This window comes from Zoogloea sp., from assembly GCF_041914405.1.
In the GTDB taxonomy this organism is placed as follows: domain Bacteria; phylum Pseudomonadota; class Gammaproteobacteria; order Burkholderiales; family Rhodocyclaceae; genus Zoogloea.
This window is the reverse complement of the sequence record NZ_JAYSDK010000004.1, coordinates 160964-177166: the sequence shown is the minus strand read 5'-3', so window position 1 is coordinate 177166 and position 16203 is coordinate 160964. Positions and strand designations below refer to the sequence as shown.

The following is a 16203-nucleotide window of genomic DNA, read 5'->3' as shown; positions in this document are numbered from 1 at the left end:
GTTTGTATTTTGGTGGTGGTTTATATTTAAAAATAGTTATGTTTGTCTCACTATTGTTGTTTTCATTAATTCCCCCCCCCACGGGGAGTTGGGCTATGAGGGCCGGGGTGTCCTTCGGCGGCTTGCTGGCCGTGGTGCTGGTCATCGCGGCGGTGATTGGCAGCTTCGTCTATCTCGACATGCCGCTGGGCGCGCTGTTCACCGGCGCGGCGGTGGGGGAGATCGCCGATTTCGTCGGGCGCTTCTTCCCGCCCGAGCTGGGGCCGGATTTTCTCGCCAAGGTGGGCTGGGCGGCGCTGGAAACGCTGGCAATTTCCCTGGTCAGCACCGTGCTGGCGGCCGTTGCCGGCGCCCTGCTGGCGCTGCCGGCGGCCGGGCGCCATGGCGTGGCCGGGCGGGTGGCGGCGCGTTTTGTCCTCAATCTGCTGCGTTCGGTGCCGGAGCTGGTGTGGGCCACGTTGATGGTGCTGGCTGCCGGCCTTGGGCCTTTTGCCGGTACGCTGGCTTTGGCCCTGCACACCACCGGCGTGCTTGGCCGCCTGTTCGCCGAGGCGCTGGAGAACACGCCGTCGGCGCCGGCGGAGGCGCTGGCCGGTACGGGGGCACCGTCCCTGGCGGCCTTCCTGTACGGCACCTTCCCGCTGGTCGCCGCCCAGTGGCTGGCTTACGCGCTGTACCGCTGGGAGATGAACATCCGGATGGCGGCGATCCTCGGTTTCGTCGGTGCCGGCGGGCTTGGTGCGCTGCTCTACTTCAGCCTGTCCCTGTTCCACGAGGCGGAGGCCAGCACGGTGATCCTCGCCATGCTGGCGATGGCGATCATGGTGGATGGCACCAGCGCCTGGCTGCGGCGGGCGTCGGCCTAGCCGGCAGATTGGCTGGTGCCCGGCTCGATGCGCCGGGCGGTGAAGCCGGGGGCCGACGGGGTGTCGGCGTAGCGGGCCTCACGGCGCAGCTGGATGGTGAAGCAGGCGCCTTCGCCCGGGCGGCTGCTGACCTCGATGCGGCCACCGTAGCGTTCGACGATGGCGTAGCTGATCGACAGGCCGAGGCCGGTGCCGGACCCCTTCTTGGTGGTGAAGAAGGGGTCGAAGATGCGCGACAGATCCTCGGCGGCGATGCCGTGGCCGGTATCGCAGACGGAGATCGCGGCGCCCTGGGTGTCGCCGTGTTCATCGGCCCAGTCACGGGTGCTGATGCTGAGGGTGCCGCCGTCGGGCATGGCCTGGATGGCGTTGACGATCAGGTTGATCAGCACCTGCTGGAGTTCCCCGGTGTTCACTTCGATGCGGCAGGTCGCGGCGTTGTCCACCTGCACCGTGATGTTGCGGCGGTCGAGGTTGTGGCGGGTCAGTACCAGGCAGTCGGCGATCACCGGAGCGGGATCGATGGCTTCGCTGTAGCCGGCGAATTCGCCAGGTCGTGCGAACTGCAGCAGCTTGGTGACGATCAGCCAGATGCGGTGGGTCTGCTCGTGGATCAGGCGGATTTCTTCGCGCACCGGCTCGGCGGCGGGGCCGAGGATTTCCTTCAGCACGTCGAGGTTGCCCTGGATGACCGCCACCGGGTTGTTGATCTCGTGGGCAACGCCGGCGGTGAGTTCGCCGATGGCGGCCAGCTTCTCGGTCATCGCCAGGTGGCGGCGGGCCTGTTCGAGGGTAGCCAGGGCTTCCTGCAGGGCCTGGGTGCGCTCGGCCACCTTGCGGTCGAGCTCGTCGCCCCAGCGCTGCAGTTCGGCGCGGCGGGCGGCCAGGTTGTCGAGCAGCTCGTCGAAGGCGGCGGCGAGCAGGCCGATCTCGTCGCGGCTGGCCACCGGACCGACGCGGGCATCGGCATCGCCGGCGCCAATGCGGCGGATCGTTGCGTTCACCTTTTCGAGCGGCTTGAAGATGCCGCGCGCCCAGCGCAGGGATAGCACACTGCCGGCCAGGCTCACGCCGATGAAGACCACGAACAGGGTCAGCAGCGCGTTGCGCATGGCGATGCTGAACGGCGCTTCGAGGAAACCCACGTAGAGCATGCCAACCCGCTCGCCGAAGCTGTCCACCACCGGCTCGTAGCCGGACACGTAGTAGTCGTTCACCACGAAGGCGGTATCGAGCCAGGTTTTGCCCTCGTTCAGCACGTGGTCACGTACCGCCTGGGAGGCGCGGGTGCCGAGGGCGCGCCGCTCGCCGAACAGGCGCACGTTGGTGGCGATGCGGGTGTCGCCGAGGAACAGCGTGGCGGTGCCCTGGCTGCCCAGCGGCAGTGTGCCGTCCCGGTAGATGATGGTGTTGAGGCTGTCTACCAGGTTGGTGTTGCCGTTGAGCAGTACGCCGCCTTCCAGTACGCCGACCAGGCGGTCGCCGCTGTCGCGTACCGGGATTGCGACATGGATCAGCAGGCCGCGGGTTTCCTCGCTGCGCTTGTCCGGTGCTGCATTGGGGGTGGGCAGCAGCGGCAGGCGGCAGCGTCGGGCCAAGGCCGGGTCGATGGCGGCGAGGTGGTCGGCGTCGAAGACATCGATGGCGGTGAAGGCAGAGCCGGCCAGTGCGGCGTTGACCACCGGCCAGGCGGTCCGTCGGGTACGCGGCAGGTGTTCGGGCAACTGGCGGCCGAGTGGGCGGCCGCGGCTATCCAGGAGGAACAGGAAATCCAGCCCGGCCTGGCGGCGCGCGTCGTCCAGGTAGTCGGCGAGGGCTGCTGGCGAGTTGGCGGCCATGGCCTGGGACAGGCGCTGGGAGCCGGCGACGGCGCCGAGATCCACCGCCACCGTATGCTGCATGCGGCCGAAGTACTCGTGGGCGGTGACGAGGTCGGAGCCGACCTTGTAGCTGAGCAGGCGGTGATAGCCGTCGTTGCCCCACAGCCACACCAGCCCGAGCAGGATCGGCACGCCGAGGAACAGCGGCGCCAGCACCATGGCCAGCAGCTTGGCGCGGACCGAGCCGGTGAAGCGGGCAAGGACGCGGCGGATCATCGGTTTGATGGAACCGTAGGGGCGAATTTATTCGCCCAGAGACTTCGTTGAACCGATTGCGGGCGAATGAATTCGCCCCCACGGGGTGGGGAAGAACCTGCCATGGGGATCGCGGCTTTCAGGCCAGGCCCCATTCGATGGCCTTGCGGTCGAGGGTCTTGCGGGATACGCCGAGCAGGGTGGCTGCGCGTGCCTTGTTGCCGCCGCATTGGTCGAGGACGGCGAGGATGTGGCGCTTTTCGACCTCGGCGAGGCTCAGCGGCAACGGTTCGACAAAGCCCGGCGCCTGGTTGTTGTCGGCCGGCAGGCCGCCGAGGATCAGGGAGCGTTCGATAAGGTTGCGCAGCTCGCGCACGTTGCCTGGCCAGGCGTAGGCGGCCAGCCGGGCCAGGTCGGCCTGGCTGAGGGGGAGCGGCGGCAGGCCGAGGCGGCTGGCCAACTGGGCGTTGAAGTGCACGGCCAGCTCGGCGATGTCTTCGCGGCGTTCGCGCAGCGGCGGGATCGCCAGCGTGACGACTTCCAGGCGGTAGAACAGATCCTGGCGGAAGCGCCCGGCGGCAACCTCGGCACGTAGGTCGCGGTTGGTGGCGGCCACCATGCGGACGTCCACCGGCACTTCGGCCTCGCTGCCCACCGGGCGGATGCGCCGTTCTTCGAGGACGCGCAGCAGCTTGGTCTGCATGGCCAGCGGCAGTTCGCCGATCTCGTCGAGGAACAGGGTGCCGCCGTTGGCGTAGTGGAACAGGCCGCGGCGCGCTTCGCGGGCGCCGGTGAAGGCGCCGCGCACGTGGCCGAACAGCTCGCTCTCCATCAGCTCGGCGGACACCGCGGCGCAGTTGAGGGGCACGAAGGAGCGCTCGGCGCGGGGGCTCATCTGGTGCAGCGCGCGGGCGGTGACTTCCTTGCCGACGCCGGATTCGCCGAGGATCAGTACCGTCGCCGGGGTCGGGGCGACGCGGTGGATCAGCTCCGACAGGCGGCGCATCGCCTCCGAGTGGCCGACCATGCCGTCTACCAGCCCGCCGAGGCCGGCTACCTGGCGCTGCAGCACGAAGTTCTCCCGGTCGAGGCGGGCGCGCTCGAAGCAGCGCTGCAGGGAGTTGACGATCTGGTCCACGCGGAAGGGCTTGAGGACGAAGTCGGAGGCGCCGGCGCGCAGCGCGTCGATGGCGGTCTCGATGTCGGCAAAGGCGGTGATCAGCACCACGTCGCCGGCGAAACCGTCGTTCTTCAGGTTGCGCAGCCATTCCATGCCGGAGCGGCCGGGTAGCGCGATGTCCAGCACGATGGCGTCGAAGTGGTGCTGCTGCAGGCGCTCCGCGCCTTCCTCGGCCGAGCCGGCGGTGTCCACGTGGCAGCCACGGGCGCGTAGCGCCCGTTCGAGGAAGTTGCGCACGCCGGCTTCGTCATCGACGACCAGCACGGCGTAGTCCGACCAGGTCGGTTCGCGGCCGGAGGGGGGAGGGGAGGCGGGGTCGGTCAAAGTGGGCAGCGGCGGACTCATCGCCAGATTTAACCATGCAGCCGGCGGGTTGTCAGGGCGGGGCTGTCCCGTTCCGATGCACTTTTTGGTAATACCGGCCTTCAGTGTGGGCAAAAATTGCCGACATAGTCCCTGGCCTCGCCCGCATGTGCGCCCCGCGCACCCGTCCGGCGGGGCCTGTGTGTATCGGAACCCGTACTTATGAAGGGCAGTGCCAGGCTATGAAGCCGCGTGTGACACCGACCAGTAGTGAGCGCTCGCTGGGCGAGCAGGATTTCATCGTTTCGAAGACCGATCCGAAGGGGCGCATCCTCTACGCCAACCGGATCTTCATCGCGCTGTCCGGCTACAGCGAAGCGGAACTCCTCGGTCGTCAGCACAACATCATCCGCCACCCGGACATGCCGCGTAGCGCCTTCAAGCTGCTGTGGGACAGCATCGCGGCGGGGCAGGAGTTCATCGCCTACGTGAAGAACATGGCCAAGGACGGCAGCTTCTACTGGGTGCTGGCGACGGTGACCCCGGACTATGACTCTGCGCGGCGGATCGTCAGCTACACCTCGGTGCGCCGCAAGCCGCGGGCCGATGCAGTGCGCGCCGCGGCCGGGCTGTACAAGGAGATGCTGGCTGCCGAGAGCCGCGCCGGCGCGCGGGACGCGATCGCCGCCGGGACGGCGGTACTGACTGAAGTCTTGAATGGAAAGAGCTATGAGCAGTTCGTCCTTGCACTCTAAGCTGTCGGTAGTGAGCTGGGGGCAGTCGGCGCTGCTGCTGGCGACCCTGCTGACGGTGTTCTTCATCACCGGCTTCCACCCGGCGCTGCTGGTCTTCCTGGTGCTTGGCGTGGGTCTGTCCGTATGGGGGCAATGGCAGTTCCGCCGCTCGCTGGCGCCGCTGCAGTCGGCGGTGGAGCTGGCCGAGAAGATCGGCCGCGGGCATTTCGTCGACCGCGTCACCGGGGTGTCGGACAAGGACGAGATCGGCCGCCTGATCTGGGCCCTGAACGACATGCTCGACCAACTGGAAGCCTATTTCCGCGAGGCCGACAGTTCCTTCCGCGCCCAGATGGAAGGCCGCTATAGCCGCATGGCCCAGTCGGCGGGCTTGCACGGCAGCCTGTTCGAGGCGATGGAGACCCACAACACGCTGCTCAACAATATGTCTTCGCATCTGCGCGATCAGGCTCGTAACCGGGTGCTCAGCAATGCTGGCCTGCTCAACGCCGGTAACCTGATTGCCAACCTGACCGGCAACCAGGCCGACCTGCTGGAAGTGACCACGCAGATGCGCAAGGCGGCTACCGCCGCTACCGAGACGGCCACCGAGGCGGCGGAGAACCAGCACGCGGTGGCCGAGGTGGTCAGCCAGCTGTCGGGCATCAGCGAACGCATCGTGCACGTGGCGGATTCCATCGGCGGCCTCAATGCGCGCAGCAAGGAAGTCAGCCAGGCGGTGGTACTGATCACCGAGATTTCCGACCAGACCAACCTGCTGGCCCTCAACGCGGCGATCGAGGCGGCGCGGGCCGGCGAGTCGGGGCGCGGCTTCGCGGTGGTGGCCGACGAGGTGCGCAAGCTGGCCGAGAAGACCCGCAGTGCCTCGCAGGCCATCGGCGAGGTGATGCGTGGTTTGATCAGCGACGGCGAGGCGATGGAGGAAGATGCGCGGGAAATGCGCGAGATCACCGCCCGCTCGTCCGGGGTGGTCGGCGAGCTGACCCAGACCTTCGGCCGCTTCGCCGCGTCGGCGCGGGAGACCGAGCAGCAGTCAGTGCGCGTCCACGACAAGAGCCTGGTGACCCTCTTCAAACTCGATCACATGGTTTACAAGCAGCGTACCTACCTGGCCCTCAACGGGAGTGGCGATGCCGAGACGGCCCGGGCTATCGCCATGGATCACCACCAGTGCCGCCTGGGCACGTGGTACGACGGGGAAGGCCAGGAGGCCTTTGGCAGCCTGCCGTCCTACCGCCGCCTGGAACAACCCCACGCCCGCGTGCATGACGGTGCCCACCGGGTCATGGCGCAGATCGAGGCTGACTGGCAGCACGATGCGGCGCTACAGGCAGCGATCGTCGACGGGCTGGAAAACATGGAGGCCGGCAGCCGCGAGGTAATGGATCTGCTCGACAGGCTGGTGGCCGAGAAGCATCCGGACTAGGCTCCGTGCTCCCCTGTTGAGGCGAATGAGTTCGCCCCAACAGGGCCAGTTCAGCCGAGGAACATCCGGTAGGCCGGGTTGGCGGTTTCGTCCACGTACTCGTAGCCGAGCCGGGCCAGGAAGCCCTGGAACGCGTCCCGGTCGGACGGGGGGACCTGCATGCCGACCAGCACACGGCCGAAGTCGGCGCCGTGGTTGCGATAGTGGAACAGGCTGATGTTCCAGTCGGAGCGCAGATTCTCGAGGAAGTTGAGCAGGGCGCCCGGCCGTTCCGGAAACACGAAGCGGTACAGCACCTCGTTTTCCGCCTGCGGGGCGTGGCCGCCAACCATGTAGCGGATATGGCTCTTGGCCATCTCGTCGTCGGTCAGGTCAAGGCAAGGCAGCTCGTGGCGCTGCAGCAGCTCGGTAAGACGGCCGCCCTCGGCCCGGTTGTGTACGCTGACACCGACGAAGATGTGAGCCTTCTGCGCGTCCGCGTAGCGGTAGTTGAACTCGGTGATGTTGCGGCTGCCGAGCAGGTTGCAGAACTTCTTGAAGGAGCCGGGCTTCTCGGGGATGGTGACGGCCAGCACGGCTTCGCGCTGTTCGCCGACTTCGGCCCTTTCGGCAACGAAGCGCAGGCGATCGAAGTTCATGTTGGCGCCGGAGGCCACGGCGACCAGGGTCTTGTCCTTCAGGTTGTGGCGCTTGGCGTATTCCTTGGCGCCGGCCAGCGAGAGGGCGCCCGCCGGCTCGAGGATGGAGCGGGTGTCCTCGAACACATCCTTGATGGCGGCGCAGATCGCGTCGTTGTCCACCAGGATCATCTCATCCACGTATTCCTGGCACAGGCGGAAGGTTTCTTCGCCGACCAGCTTGACCGCCGCGCCATCGGCAAAGAGGCCGACGCTTTCCAGCTCGATGCGCTTGCCGGTGGCGAGGGACTGGGTCATCGCGTTGGAGTCGACGGTCTCTACGCCGATCACCTTGATGTCCGGGCGCACGCGCTTGATGTAGGCCGCCACGCCGGCCAGCAGGCCGCCGCCGCCGACGCAACAGAACACTGCGTGGATGGGCTTGGGATGCTGGCGCAGGATCTCCATCGCGATGGTGCCCTGGCCGGCGATCACTTCCACATCGTCGTAGGGGTGGACGAAGGTGAGCTTCTCGGTCTTCTCGAGTTCCTTGGCGTGGCCGTAGGAGTCGGAATAGGACTCGCCGGCCAGCACGACTTCGCCGCCATGGCGCTTGACCGCGTCGATCTTGATCGCCGGGGTGGTGGTGGGCATCACGATGACCGCCCGCACGCCGAGCTTCTTGGCCGACAGGGCGACGCCCTGGGCGTGGTTGCCGGCGGAGGCGCAGATCACGCCGCGCTTGAGGGCCGCCGGGCTGAGGCTGGCCATCTTGTTGTAGGCACCGCGCAGCTTGAAGCTGAACACCGGCTGCATGTCCTCGCGCTTCAGGAAGATCTTGTTGTGAATTCGCGCGGACAGGTTGGGTGCCGGGTCAAGGGGCGTCTCGATGGCGACGTCGTAGACCTGGGCGGTAAGGATCTTCTGGAGGTAGTCCGGATGCTGCGCGCTCATGACACAAGACCTTTGCTTCGGCTGGGGAAGCAACAAAGGGTAGCAGCCGGAGGCGCCGCGCTGCAACATTGCATCTTTTGACTTCGCGGAGCTTTCCATGACCCCGATCCAGCGTGCCGGCACCACGCCGCGCTATTCCGACTACACGATCCACAACGGTGTGGTCCATTGCGTCGAGGTGCCGCCAGACGAGCATGCCGACATTACGGCGCAGACCACGGCGATGCTGGCCAGCCTGGAGAACCTGCTCGCGCAGGCGGGCAGCGGCAAGGGTCGCCTGCTGGTGGCTACCCTGTATCTGGTGGATATGGCTGATTACGACGCTGTGAATGCGGTATGGGATGCCTGGCTGCCGCCGGGGACGGCGCCGGCACGCGCCTGTGTGCAAGTGGTGCGCCTGGCGAAGCCGGGCTGGCGGGTAGAGGTGGTGGTGCAAGCGGCTTGTTGAGGCAAGCCGCCGTTGCCCGGATTTCGTGTCGGGGAATTTTACATTTACGGCTTCGGAGGGCGCGCCTGTTTTCCCTCCGAGCTTCTGAAATGCTGATGTAAAGGGATTTTTACACGCTTGGTATTGTATTTGCTTAGCATCCCCACGCCCGGTTTCGCGGCCTGGAAAACGCTAAGGGAATATGCCCGTTGCTATGTTCAGCATGCACCCGCGACAGCCGGTTTCCAACAAAAAGTCGAATCAAGAAGGGGAACCCCATGTCCTGGTCCAACCGCCTGTGCCGCGGCCTTGCCACCCTGTGCCTCACGATGACGGGCTTTGCCGCCGAGGCGAGCTACTCCAATGTCTTTTTCTTCGGTGACAGCCTGTCGGACACCGGCAATGTCTACAAGGTGACCGGCGGGACCTTCCCCCCTCCCCCCTACTACAACGGGCGTTTTTCCGACGGGCCGCTGTGGACCGAGAGGGTCGCTGCCGGCCTGGGCCTCGCTGCTGATTCCAAGGCTTCGCAGTTGGGCGGCAACAACTATGCCTGGGCGGGTGCTCTGTCTGGCGTGGATGGCCATGCGGCTCCCGGCACCGGCCTGCTGGCCCAGGTGTTCGGCCAGTGGGCTCCGGCACACGCCGGCGCGGCAGACCCGAAGGCCTTGTACGTGATCGGCATCGGTTCCAACGATCTGCTCGACGCCTTGGCGAACAACGGTGGAACCGCGCAAGCCGATTATGATTACCGCCATTCGGTGGCCAACAGCTTGCTGGTGAACCTGACCAGTTCGCTGCAGTATCTGATTGGCGCCGGTGCCCAGAATTTCCTGATCGCCAACGTCACCGACCTCGGCCTGACGCCGCGGATGAACCTTGGCGGCAAGGGCGCCGTGGCGACGGAGGTCAGCAAGTACTACGACGCTTTGCTCGACTCCACCCTCGATAGCCTGGGCCAACTGTTCGCCGTGAATATCGCCGAGCTCGACCTGTTCGGCCTGCTCACCGAGGTCGTCGGTGACGCGAAGGCCGGCGGCCAGCGTTTTGGTCTCGGTAACGGTGTGTACCCGTGCTTTGCGCCGGGCGCCCCGGCATGCAGCACTTCGGTGTTCGCCGACGACATTCATCCGACCCAGATCGTCCAGGCCCGTGCTGGTGAGCTGGCGCTGGCGGCGCTGCGTGTCCCCGAACCGGGCACGGTCGCGCTGCTGGGGATTGGTGTGGTGCTGTTGGTGGCGACCCGGCGCAGCGGCCGCCAGATCGGCTGACAGCCGGCGCCGGCGGGCGCGACGAGTGCGGAGGCCAGTGCCGTGATGGACTGGCCTTTGTGCTTTTTCGGGGGTGGCCGTTCCACCGGGAAACCTGCTGGCAAAAGGCCCCACGGGCGTTAAGGTATTGATTTGACGCCCCTGCGTTGCTTCCCATTGGATACAATTGGCAGTTCCCCTGTCGGTTCCGGTGTGTTCCATGACCCAACGCCTGCGCGAAATTCCCTACAACTACACATCGTTCTCGGATCGCGAGATCGTCATTCGCCTGCTTGGCCCCGAGGCCTGGCGGACGCTGGATGACCTGCGAACCGAGCGTGTCACCGGCCGCTCTGCGCGGATGCTCTACGAGGTGCTGGGAGATGTATGGGTCGTCCAGCGCAATCCCTACCTGCAGGACGATCTGCTCGGCAACCGGGATCGCCTCGGTGCGCTGATCGGCGCTTTGCGTCACCGCCTGCATGAGGTGGAGAAGCGCCGCGAGGAATCCAGCGACGAGGATCCGGAGCGCAGCGCGAAGGTAGCGAGCCTGGTGCAGGCCGCCAACGCTGCGGTGGACCGCTTCGCCAAGCTGTTCGACGACACCGCCGAGTTGCGCAAGAAGGTGCGCCACGAGCTGGCCCGCCACACCCGCAAGGACAACATCTGCTTCGACGGCCACGCTCGCGTGTCCCACGTGACCGACGCCACCGACTGGCGCGTCGAGTACCCCTTCGTGGTCCTCTACCCGGACACCGAGGAGGAGATGGCGCCGCTGGTGAAGAGCTGCATCGAGCTCGGCCTGACCATCATCCCGCGCGGAGGCGGCACCGGTTATACCGGCGGCGCCGTGCCGCTGGACGCCAAGTCGGTGGTCATCAACACCGAGAAGCTGATTTCCATGGGCCCCGTCGAGGACGTGGTGCTGCCTGGCCACACTGAACCCTACGCCACCATCCGCACTGGCGCTGGCGTGGTCACCGACCGGGTGTCGGAAGCTGCGTCACTGGCCGGCCGCGTGTTCGCGGTGGACCCGACCTCGGCCAGCGCGTCGTGCATCGGCGGCAACATCGCGATGAACGCCGGTGGCAAGAAGGCTGTGCTGTGGGGCACCGCGCTGGACAACCTGGCCTGGTGGAAGATGGTCACGCCGGACGGCAACTGGCTGGAGGTGGAGCGCCTCAACCACAACTTCGGCAAGATCCACGAACAGGAAACCGTCCAGTTCCGCCTGAAGCGCTTCGACGCCAAGAGCTACAAGCTGCTGTCCGAGGAAGTCCTGACGATGCCGGGTGCTGCCTGCCGCAAGGACGGCCTCGGCAAGGACGTCACCGACAAGTTCCTCGGCGGCGTGCCGGGCGTGCAGAAGGAAGGCACCGACGGCCTCATCGTCGCGGCGCGCTGGGTGCTGCACAAGATGCCGCCGCACACCCGCACCGTGTGCCTGGAGTTCTTCGGCCAGGTGCGCGAGGCGGTGCCGGCCATCGTCGAGATCACCGACTGGTTCAAGCCGGGCGGTGCCGGCAACGCCGCCGGCGTGCTGCTGGCCGGCCTGGAGCACCTCGACGAGCGCTACGTGAAGGCGGTGGGCTACGCCACCAAGGCCAAGCGCCATGGCCGTCCCAAGATGGTGCTGATCGGCGACATCGTCGGCCACGACGAGAACGCGGTGATGGCCGCCGCCTCCGAAGTCGTGCGCATGACCAACGCACGCGGCGCCGAAGGCTTCATCGCCGTCAGCCCCGAGCAGCGCAAGCGCTTCTGGCTCGAGCGCAGCAAGACGGCGGCGATCTCGCGCCACACCAACGCGTTCAAGATCAACGAGGACGTGGTCATCCCGCTGCCGCGCATGGGCGAGTACTGCGACGGCATCGAGCGCATCAACATCGAGCTGTCGACCCGCAACAAGATCGACCTGTGCGACGCGCTCACCGATTTCCTGCAGGGCGATCTGCCGCTCGACGCCGGCGATGCCGATGTCGCCAAGGAGGAGCTGATCGGCGACCACCGCCAGGCGGCGCTGGAGCAGATCGCCGCGGTGCGTGCGCGCTGGCAGTGGCTGCTCGACAACCTCGACCTGCCGCTGGCCGAAGCCGAGCCGCAGTTCGCCGACTTCGGCATCGAGGCTGGCCCGCTGACCAACCGTGCCGACAACCCGCGCCTGTTCCACCGCCTGCAGGATTACTCGATCCGCGTGTCGTGGAAGAAGGAGCTGCGCCCGCTTCTGAAGAACAGCTTCGACGGCGCGGTGTTCGCGCCGGTGCTGGCGCGCATCCAGGACATCCACCGCGAGCTGCTGCGCGGCCGCGTCTTCGTCGCGCTGCACATGCACGCCGGCGACGGCAACGTGCACACCAACCTCCCGGTGAACTCCGACCACTACGAGATGCTGCAGACCGCCAACCGCGCGGTCGACCGCATCATGGCGCTGGCGCGCAGCCTGGATGGCGTGATCTCCGGCGAGCACGGCATCGGCATCACCAAGCTCGACTATCTCAGCGACGACGAGATGGCCAACTTCTGGGCCTACAAGAAGAAGGTGGACCCGGAAGGCCGCTTCAACCGCGGCAAGCTGATGAAGGGCGGCAATCTCGACAACGCCTACACCCCCAGCTTCAACCTGATGGGCCACGAGTCGCTCATCATGGAGCAGACCGACGTCGGCGACATCGCGCACGACATCAAGGACTGCCTGCGCTGCGGCAAGTGCAAGCCGGTGTGCTCCACCCACGTGCCGCGCGCCAACCTGCTGTACAGCCCGCGCAACAAGATCCTCAGCACCTCGCTGCTGATCGAGGCCTTCCTGTACGAGGAGCAGACCCGCCGCGGCGTGTCGCTGGCGCACTGGGCCGAGTTCGAGGACGTGGCCGACCATTGCACGGTGTGCCACAAGTGCGAGAAGCCGTGTCCGGTGGACATCGACTTCGGTGACGTGTCGATCAAGATGCGCAACCTGCTGCGCGAGCAGGGCAAGCGGTCCTTCAACCCCGGCAAGGCTGCGGCGATGGCCTTCCTGACCGCTACCGATCCGGCGACGATCAAGACCATCCGCGCCGGCATGATCGGCCTCGGCTACAAGGCCCAGCGCTTCGGCCACGCCGTCGGCAAGTCCCTCGGCTTGATCCAGAACCAGGTCCAGCATCCGCCGGCAACCCTCGGCAAGCCGACCATCAAGGCCCAGGTGATCCACTTCATCAACAAGCCGATGCCGGGTGGCCTGCCCAAGCGTACGTCCCGCGCGCTGCTGGACATCGAGGACGACACCATCGTCCCGGTGATCCGCAACCCGCAGGTCAAGCGCGATGAGTCGGATGCGGTGTTCTACTTCCCGGGCTGTGGTTCGGAGCGCCTGTTCAGCCAGGTTGGCCTGGCCACCCAGGCCATGCTCTACCAGGTCGGTGCCACGACCGTGCTGCCGCCGGGCTACCTGTGCTGCGGCTACCCGCAGTCGTCGGCTGGCGAGGACGAGAAGGGCCAGCAGATCACCACCGACAACCGGGTGCTGTTCCACCGGGTCGCCAACACGCTCAACTACCTCGACATCAAGACGGTGATCGTGTCCTGCGGCACCTGCATGGACCAGCTGCAGAAATACCAATTCGAGAAGATCTTCCCGGGCTGCCGCCTGCTCGACATCCACGAGTACCTGATGGAGAAGGGCCTCAAGCTCGACGGCATCACCGGTACTCGCTACATGTACCACGAGCCCTGCCACACCCCGATGAAGGTCCATTCCGGTATCAAGGTGGCCAACGAGCTGATGGGGACGCGGGTCGACCTGTCCGACCGCTGCTGCGGTGAATCCGGCACGCTGGCGGTGTCCCGCCCGGACATCTCGACGCAGGTGCGTTTCCGCAAGCAGGAAGAGATCGAGAAGGGCGCCGAGAAGCTGCGCGGCGCTGACGCCACCGCCCAGGTGAAGATCCTGACCTCCTGCCCGAGCTGCCTGCAGGGCCTGTCGCGCTACGCCAACGATGCCGGCGGCGTGGACGCCGACTACATCGTCGTCGAGATGGCCAAGCACATCCTCGGCGAGAACTGGATGGCCGACTACGTGGCCAAGGCCAACAGCGGCGGCATCGAGCGCGTGCTGCTGTAAGTAGTTTTCGCTCCACTGAAACTACAAGGCCCGCGCAAGCGGGCCTTGTCACGTCTGAAATCTATTCTGTGGAGACTCTCATTGGCCCTCACTACGGCTTGAGTGGGGTAGGCAGGAGGCGCTTGATCCTGCCCTTGTCCGCGGCCGCAAAAGGCTTCGTGCTATCCTGCGTCCCCCGTTTTTCCGGTCGTGCATGGGCATGGCCGCCAGAACATGAGCGAAGAACAGAATTTGGTTCCGCCGGCTGTGCCGGCGGACGCGGAGGTGCCCGCCAAGCCGGCCCGCCGCAAGGCCCCGGCCCGGACCTCGCGCAAGAAAGCCGAAGTCGTGGCTGAAGCCCCCGCTGTCGAGGTGGTTCCTATCGTTGGGGAAGCCGCTGAAGTGCCCGCCGCCAAGAAACCGGCCAAGCCCCGAGCGAAGCGCGCACCGCGCAAGCCGAAGGCCGAGGCGCCGGTTGTCGTCGAGACGACCGCCGACCTTTTTGCGGCGGTTGACGCGGCGGTCGATGTTGCACCGCTGGCGGTCGAACCGGTGCCTGCTGCTGAACCGCCCGTCGTGGAAGCGCATGCAGTACCCGAACCTGAAGCTGTGCCGGTCGAGGTCGTGATGCCGGTGGAGCAGCCGCAACCTGTCGAGGCCGAGCCGGTACCAGAGGTGCTTGCACTTGAACCGGTGCTGTCGGACGCCTCTGTCGAGCAGGCAGTTGCCGCCGATGGGGGGGGCCTGGAGGATGAGACGTCCCAGTCGCCAGCCGACAGTGAAGAAGTGGACACGCCTGCCGGTCCGCGGCGCAAGCGCAAGCGCCGGCGTGGCCGTGGCGAACGGAACGGCCAGGGTGAGCGCCGTGACAGCAAGGCTGGCGAAGCGTCGAGCGAAGACGAGGCCGCCGAGGCCTTCCCTGCGGTAGCGGAGACGCTTGCCGAGGTGGAGCGCGAAGCGCCCAGCGGTGCTCCCGTCGACGCGGTTTCCGATGCCGTCGAATCGTCGATGGTCACCGAAGGCGAGTCTGTAGCAGAAGCCGCCGCCGCCGAGCCAGCCCCGCTGACCATCGTCAGCTTGGGTCTCGACGTGCCGCCGGTGCTGTCTGCCGACGCGTTGGTGGCGCTGCGCAATGCGCGGATCGTGCTGGGTACTGCCGATGCACTGGACCGCCTGGCCGGACTCGAATTGAATGTGCCGCAGCAGTTGTGTGCCGCCGAGTCAGCCCACGTGGACCTGCGGGCGATCGGCCATGCGGGCAGCGTGCTGGTGGTGACCGGTGATGGCGCTGGCGACGGCCCTGCCGCCGAGCTGTTGGCCGAACTTGGCCCGGCTCATGTGCGCGTGTTGCCCGGTGTCGGACGCGTGCAGGCGGCCTGCGCCGCGCTGGGCCTGTCGGCGGAGATCGTGTCGGTGGTGGACCTGCGCCGGGCGCCGCTGGCGACGTTGCGCGGCCAGCTGCGTGCCCATCGGTTGCTGGCCCTGCCGATCGCCGATGCCGCGACGCCGGTGGCGGTGGCGCGCCTGCTGCTGGACAGCGGCTTTGCCGGTGCACGGGTGTGGGTCTGCGAATTCTTCTCCGGCCAGCTCCAGGCGCGGGCCTGGCTGGCGTCGGAACTGGTCGAACTGCGCGAAGCTTTCGACCCGCGGGCGGTGCTGATTGTCGCGACCGGTCCGTCGAGCGGACTGTTCGCCGAGCTGCCGGGCCTGTCCGACGCGGCGCTTGGCGAAGGGGCGCCCGACGCGTTGCCGCTGGCCGTGCGCACGCTGGCACTGGCCTGGCTGCAGCCGGCGGCGTGGGAAAACGGCTGGGTGATCTCCGACGGCGAAGCCAGCCTGGCGCTCGAATGGGCGCGGGCGGTGCCGACGGCGCGGGTGCGCGCGGTGGGGATGGAGCCCAGCCTGTTGGGCATGAACATTCCGCTGGCCGGGGTGGGTGACAACCTGTCCGCGGTGGGCAATGCGTCGCCGCTGCGGTGCCGCGAATGGCCGGCCCCGGAGGCCGTGTTCATCCGTGGTGCGGCGGGCCTCGGCGACTGGCTGGCCGCCGCGTGGGCGCGCCTTGCGCCGGGCGGACGCCTGGTGGCCAGTGCCGAGGACGACCAGGCCCGCGGCGACCTGCTGGCCTTCGCCGCCCAGGTGCCCGCCGAAGCCTGGCAGGAACTGAGCCTGTCCCGCGGCGAGACGGTGGCCGGGCGCCTGCGCTTCACGCCCAGCGCGCCGGTGCGCCTGGCCTTGTGGCGCAAGCCCGCTCTATCCTGAAACTTTCGAC

10 protein-coding genes are annotated in these 16203 nt (G+C 67.0%); 7 read left to right on the top strand and 3 right to left on the bottom strand.

The features are described 5' to 3' along the window. Nucleotides 1-95 precede the first annotated feature (95 nt). Entirely contained in the window at nucleotides 96-866 is a 771-nt protein-coding gene (gene phnE, locus ACE3RX_RS04095) for a phosphonate ABC transporter, permease protein PhnE (RefSeq protein ID WP_374480593.1), read from the top strand. Here phnE and ACE3RX_RS04090 read toward each other — a convergent pair. Both ACE3RX_RS04090 and ACE3RX_RS04085 read right to left on the bottom strand, forming a co-directional pair. Next, on the bottom strand, nucleotides 863-2962 hold the full coding sequence (locus ACE3RX_RS04090) for an ATP-binding protein (RefSeq protein WP_374480591.1): 2100 nt from the start codon (nucleotides 2960-2962) through the stop codon (nucleotides 863-865). The genes phnE and ACE3RX_RS04090 overlap by 4 nt on opposite strands. A 118-nt stretch (nucleotides 2963-3080) precedes the next feature. Beyond that, entirely contained in the window at nucleotides 3081-4466 is a 1386-nt protein-coding gene (locus ACE3RX_RS04085) for a sigma-54-dependent transcriptional regulator (protein ID WP_374480589.1), read from the bottom strand. A gap of 200 nt (nucleotides 4467-4666) precedes the next feature. Here ACE3RX_RS04085 and ACE3RX_RS04080 point away from each other — a divergent pair, with 200 nt between their 5' ends. Both ACE3RX_RS04080 and ACE3RX_RS04075 read left to right on the top strand, forming a co-directional pair. Then, entirely contained in the window at nucleotides 4667-5179 is a 513-nt protein-coding gene (locus tag ACE3RX_RS04080) for a PAS domain-containing protein (RefSeq protein WP_374480587.1), read from the top strand. Then, nucleotides 5154-6605 carry a methyl-accepting chemotaxis protein gene (locus ACE3RX_RS04075; RefSeq protein WP_374480585.1) on the top strand — a complete coding sequence of 484 codons (1452 nt, stop codon included), beginning with the start codon at nucleotides 5154-5156 and terminating at the stop codon, nucleotides 6603-6605. The genes ACE3RX_RS04080 and ACE3RX_RS04075 overlap by 26 nt, the downstream gene beginning before the upstream one ends. A 50-nt stretch (nucleotides 6606-6655) precedes the next feature. Here the strand turns inward: ACE3RX_RS04075 and ilvA are convergent, their stop codons facing one another. Further along, a complete protein-coding gene (gene ilvA / locus ACE3RX_RS04070) occupies nucleotides 6656-8176 on the bottom strand; it encodes a threonine ammonia-lyase, biosynthetic (protein WP_374480583.1) in 1521 nt (506 codons plus the stop codon). Nucleotides 8177-8273: 97 nt separating this feature from the next. Between ilvA and ACE3RX_RS04065 the strand changes: the two genes are divergently transcribed. The 4 genes from ACE3RX_RS04065 to ACE3RX_RS04050 all read left to right on the top strand — a co-directional run bounded on the left by ACE3RX_RS04065 (nucleotide 8274) and on the right by ACE3RX_RS04050 (nucleotide 16193). Beyond that, a complete protein-coding gene (locus tag ACE3RX_RS04065) occupies nucleotides 8274-8624 on the top strand; it encodes a RidA family protein (protein ID WP_374480581.1) in 351 nt (116 codons plus the stop codon). 257 nt (nucleotides 8625-8881) lie between these two features. Next, nucleotides 8882-9874, top strand: a complete 993-nt coding sequence (locus ACE3RX_RS04060; RefSeq protein WP_374480579.1) for an SGNH/GDSL hydrolase family protein — start codon at nucleotides 8882-8884, stop codon at nucleotides 9872-9874. Between the two features lie 199 nt (nucleotides 9875-10073). After that, the gene (locus ACE3RX_RS04055) at nucleotides 10074-13952 is read left to right on the top strand and encodes a DUF3683 domain-containing protein (protein WP_374480577.1); all 3879 of its coding nucleotides are present in this window, start codon (nucleotides 10074-10076) and stop codon (nucleotides 13950-13952) included. A 213-nt stretch (nucleotides 13953-14165) separates the two neighbouring features. Beyond that, nucleotides 14166-16193, top strand: coding sequence for an SAM-dependent methyltransferase (locus ACE3RX_RS04050; RefSeq protein ID WP_374480575.1), 2028 nt, complete (start codon nucleotides 14166-14168; stop codon nucleotides 16191-16193). Nucleotides 16194-16203: the final 10 nt, after the last annotated feature.

Coding starts and splice junctions, on each gene's coding strand:
- phnE (WP_374480593.1), top strand. CDS start 96: ATGAGGGCCGGGGTGTCCTTCGGCGGCTTGCTGGCCGTGGTGCTGGTC.
- ACE3RX_RS04090 (WP_374480591.1), bottom strand. CDS start 2,962: ATGATCCGCCGCGTCCTTGCCCGCTTCACCGGCTCGGTCCGCGCCAAG.
- ACE3RX_RS04085 (WP_374480589.1), bottom strand. CDS start 4,466: ATGAGTCCGCCGCTGCCCACTTTGACCGACCCCGCCTCCCCTCCCCCC.
- ACE3RX_RS04080 (WP_374480587.1), top strand. CDS start 4,667: ATGAAGCCGCGTGTGACACCGACCAGTAGTGAGCGCTCGCTGGGCGAG.
- ACE3RX_RS04075 (WP_374480585.1), top strand. CDS start 5,154: ATGAGCAGTTCGTCCTTGCACTCTAAGCTGTCGGTAGTGAGCTGGGGG.
- ilvA (WP_374480583.1), bottom strand. CDS start 8,176: ATGAGCGCGCAGCATCCGGACTACCTCCAGAAGATCCTTACCGCCCAG.
- ACE3RX_RS04065 (WP_374480581.1), top strand. CDS start 8,274: ATGACCCCGATCCAGCGTGCCGGCACCACGCCGCGCTATTCCGACTAC.
- ACE3RX_RS04060 (WP_374480579.1), top strand. CDS start 8,882: ATGTCCTGGTCCAACCGCCTGTGCCGCGGCCTTGCCACCCTGTGCCTC.
- ACE3RX_RS04055 (WP_374480577.1), top strand. CDS start 10,074: ATGACCCAACGCCTGCGCGAAATTCCCTACAACTACACATCGTTCTCG.
- ACE3RX_RS04050 (WP_374480575.1), top strand. CDS start 14,166: ATGAGCGAAGAACAGAATTTGGTTCCGCCGGCTGTGCCGGCGGACGCG.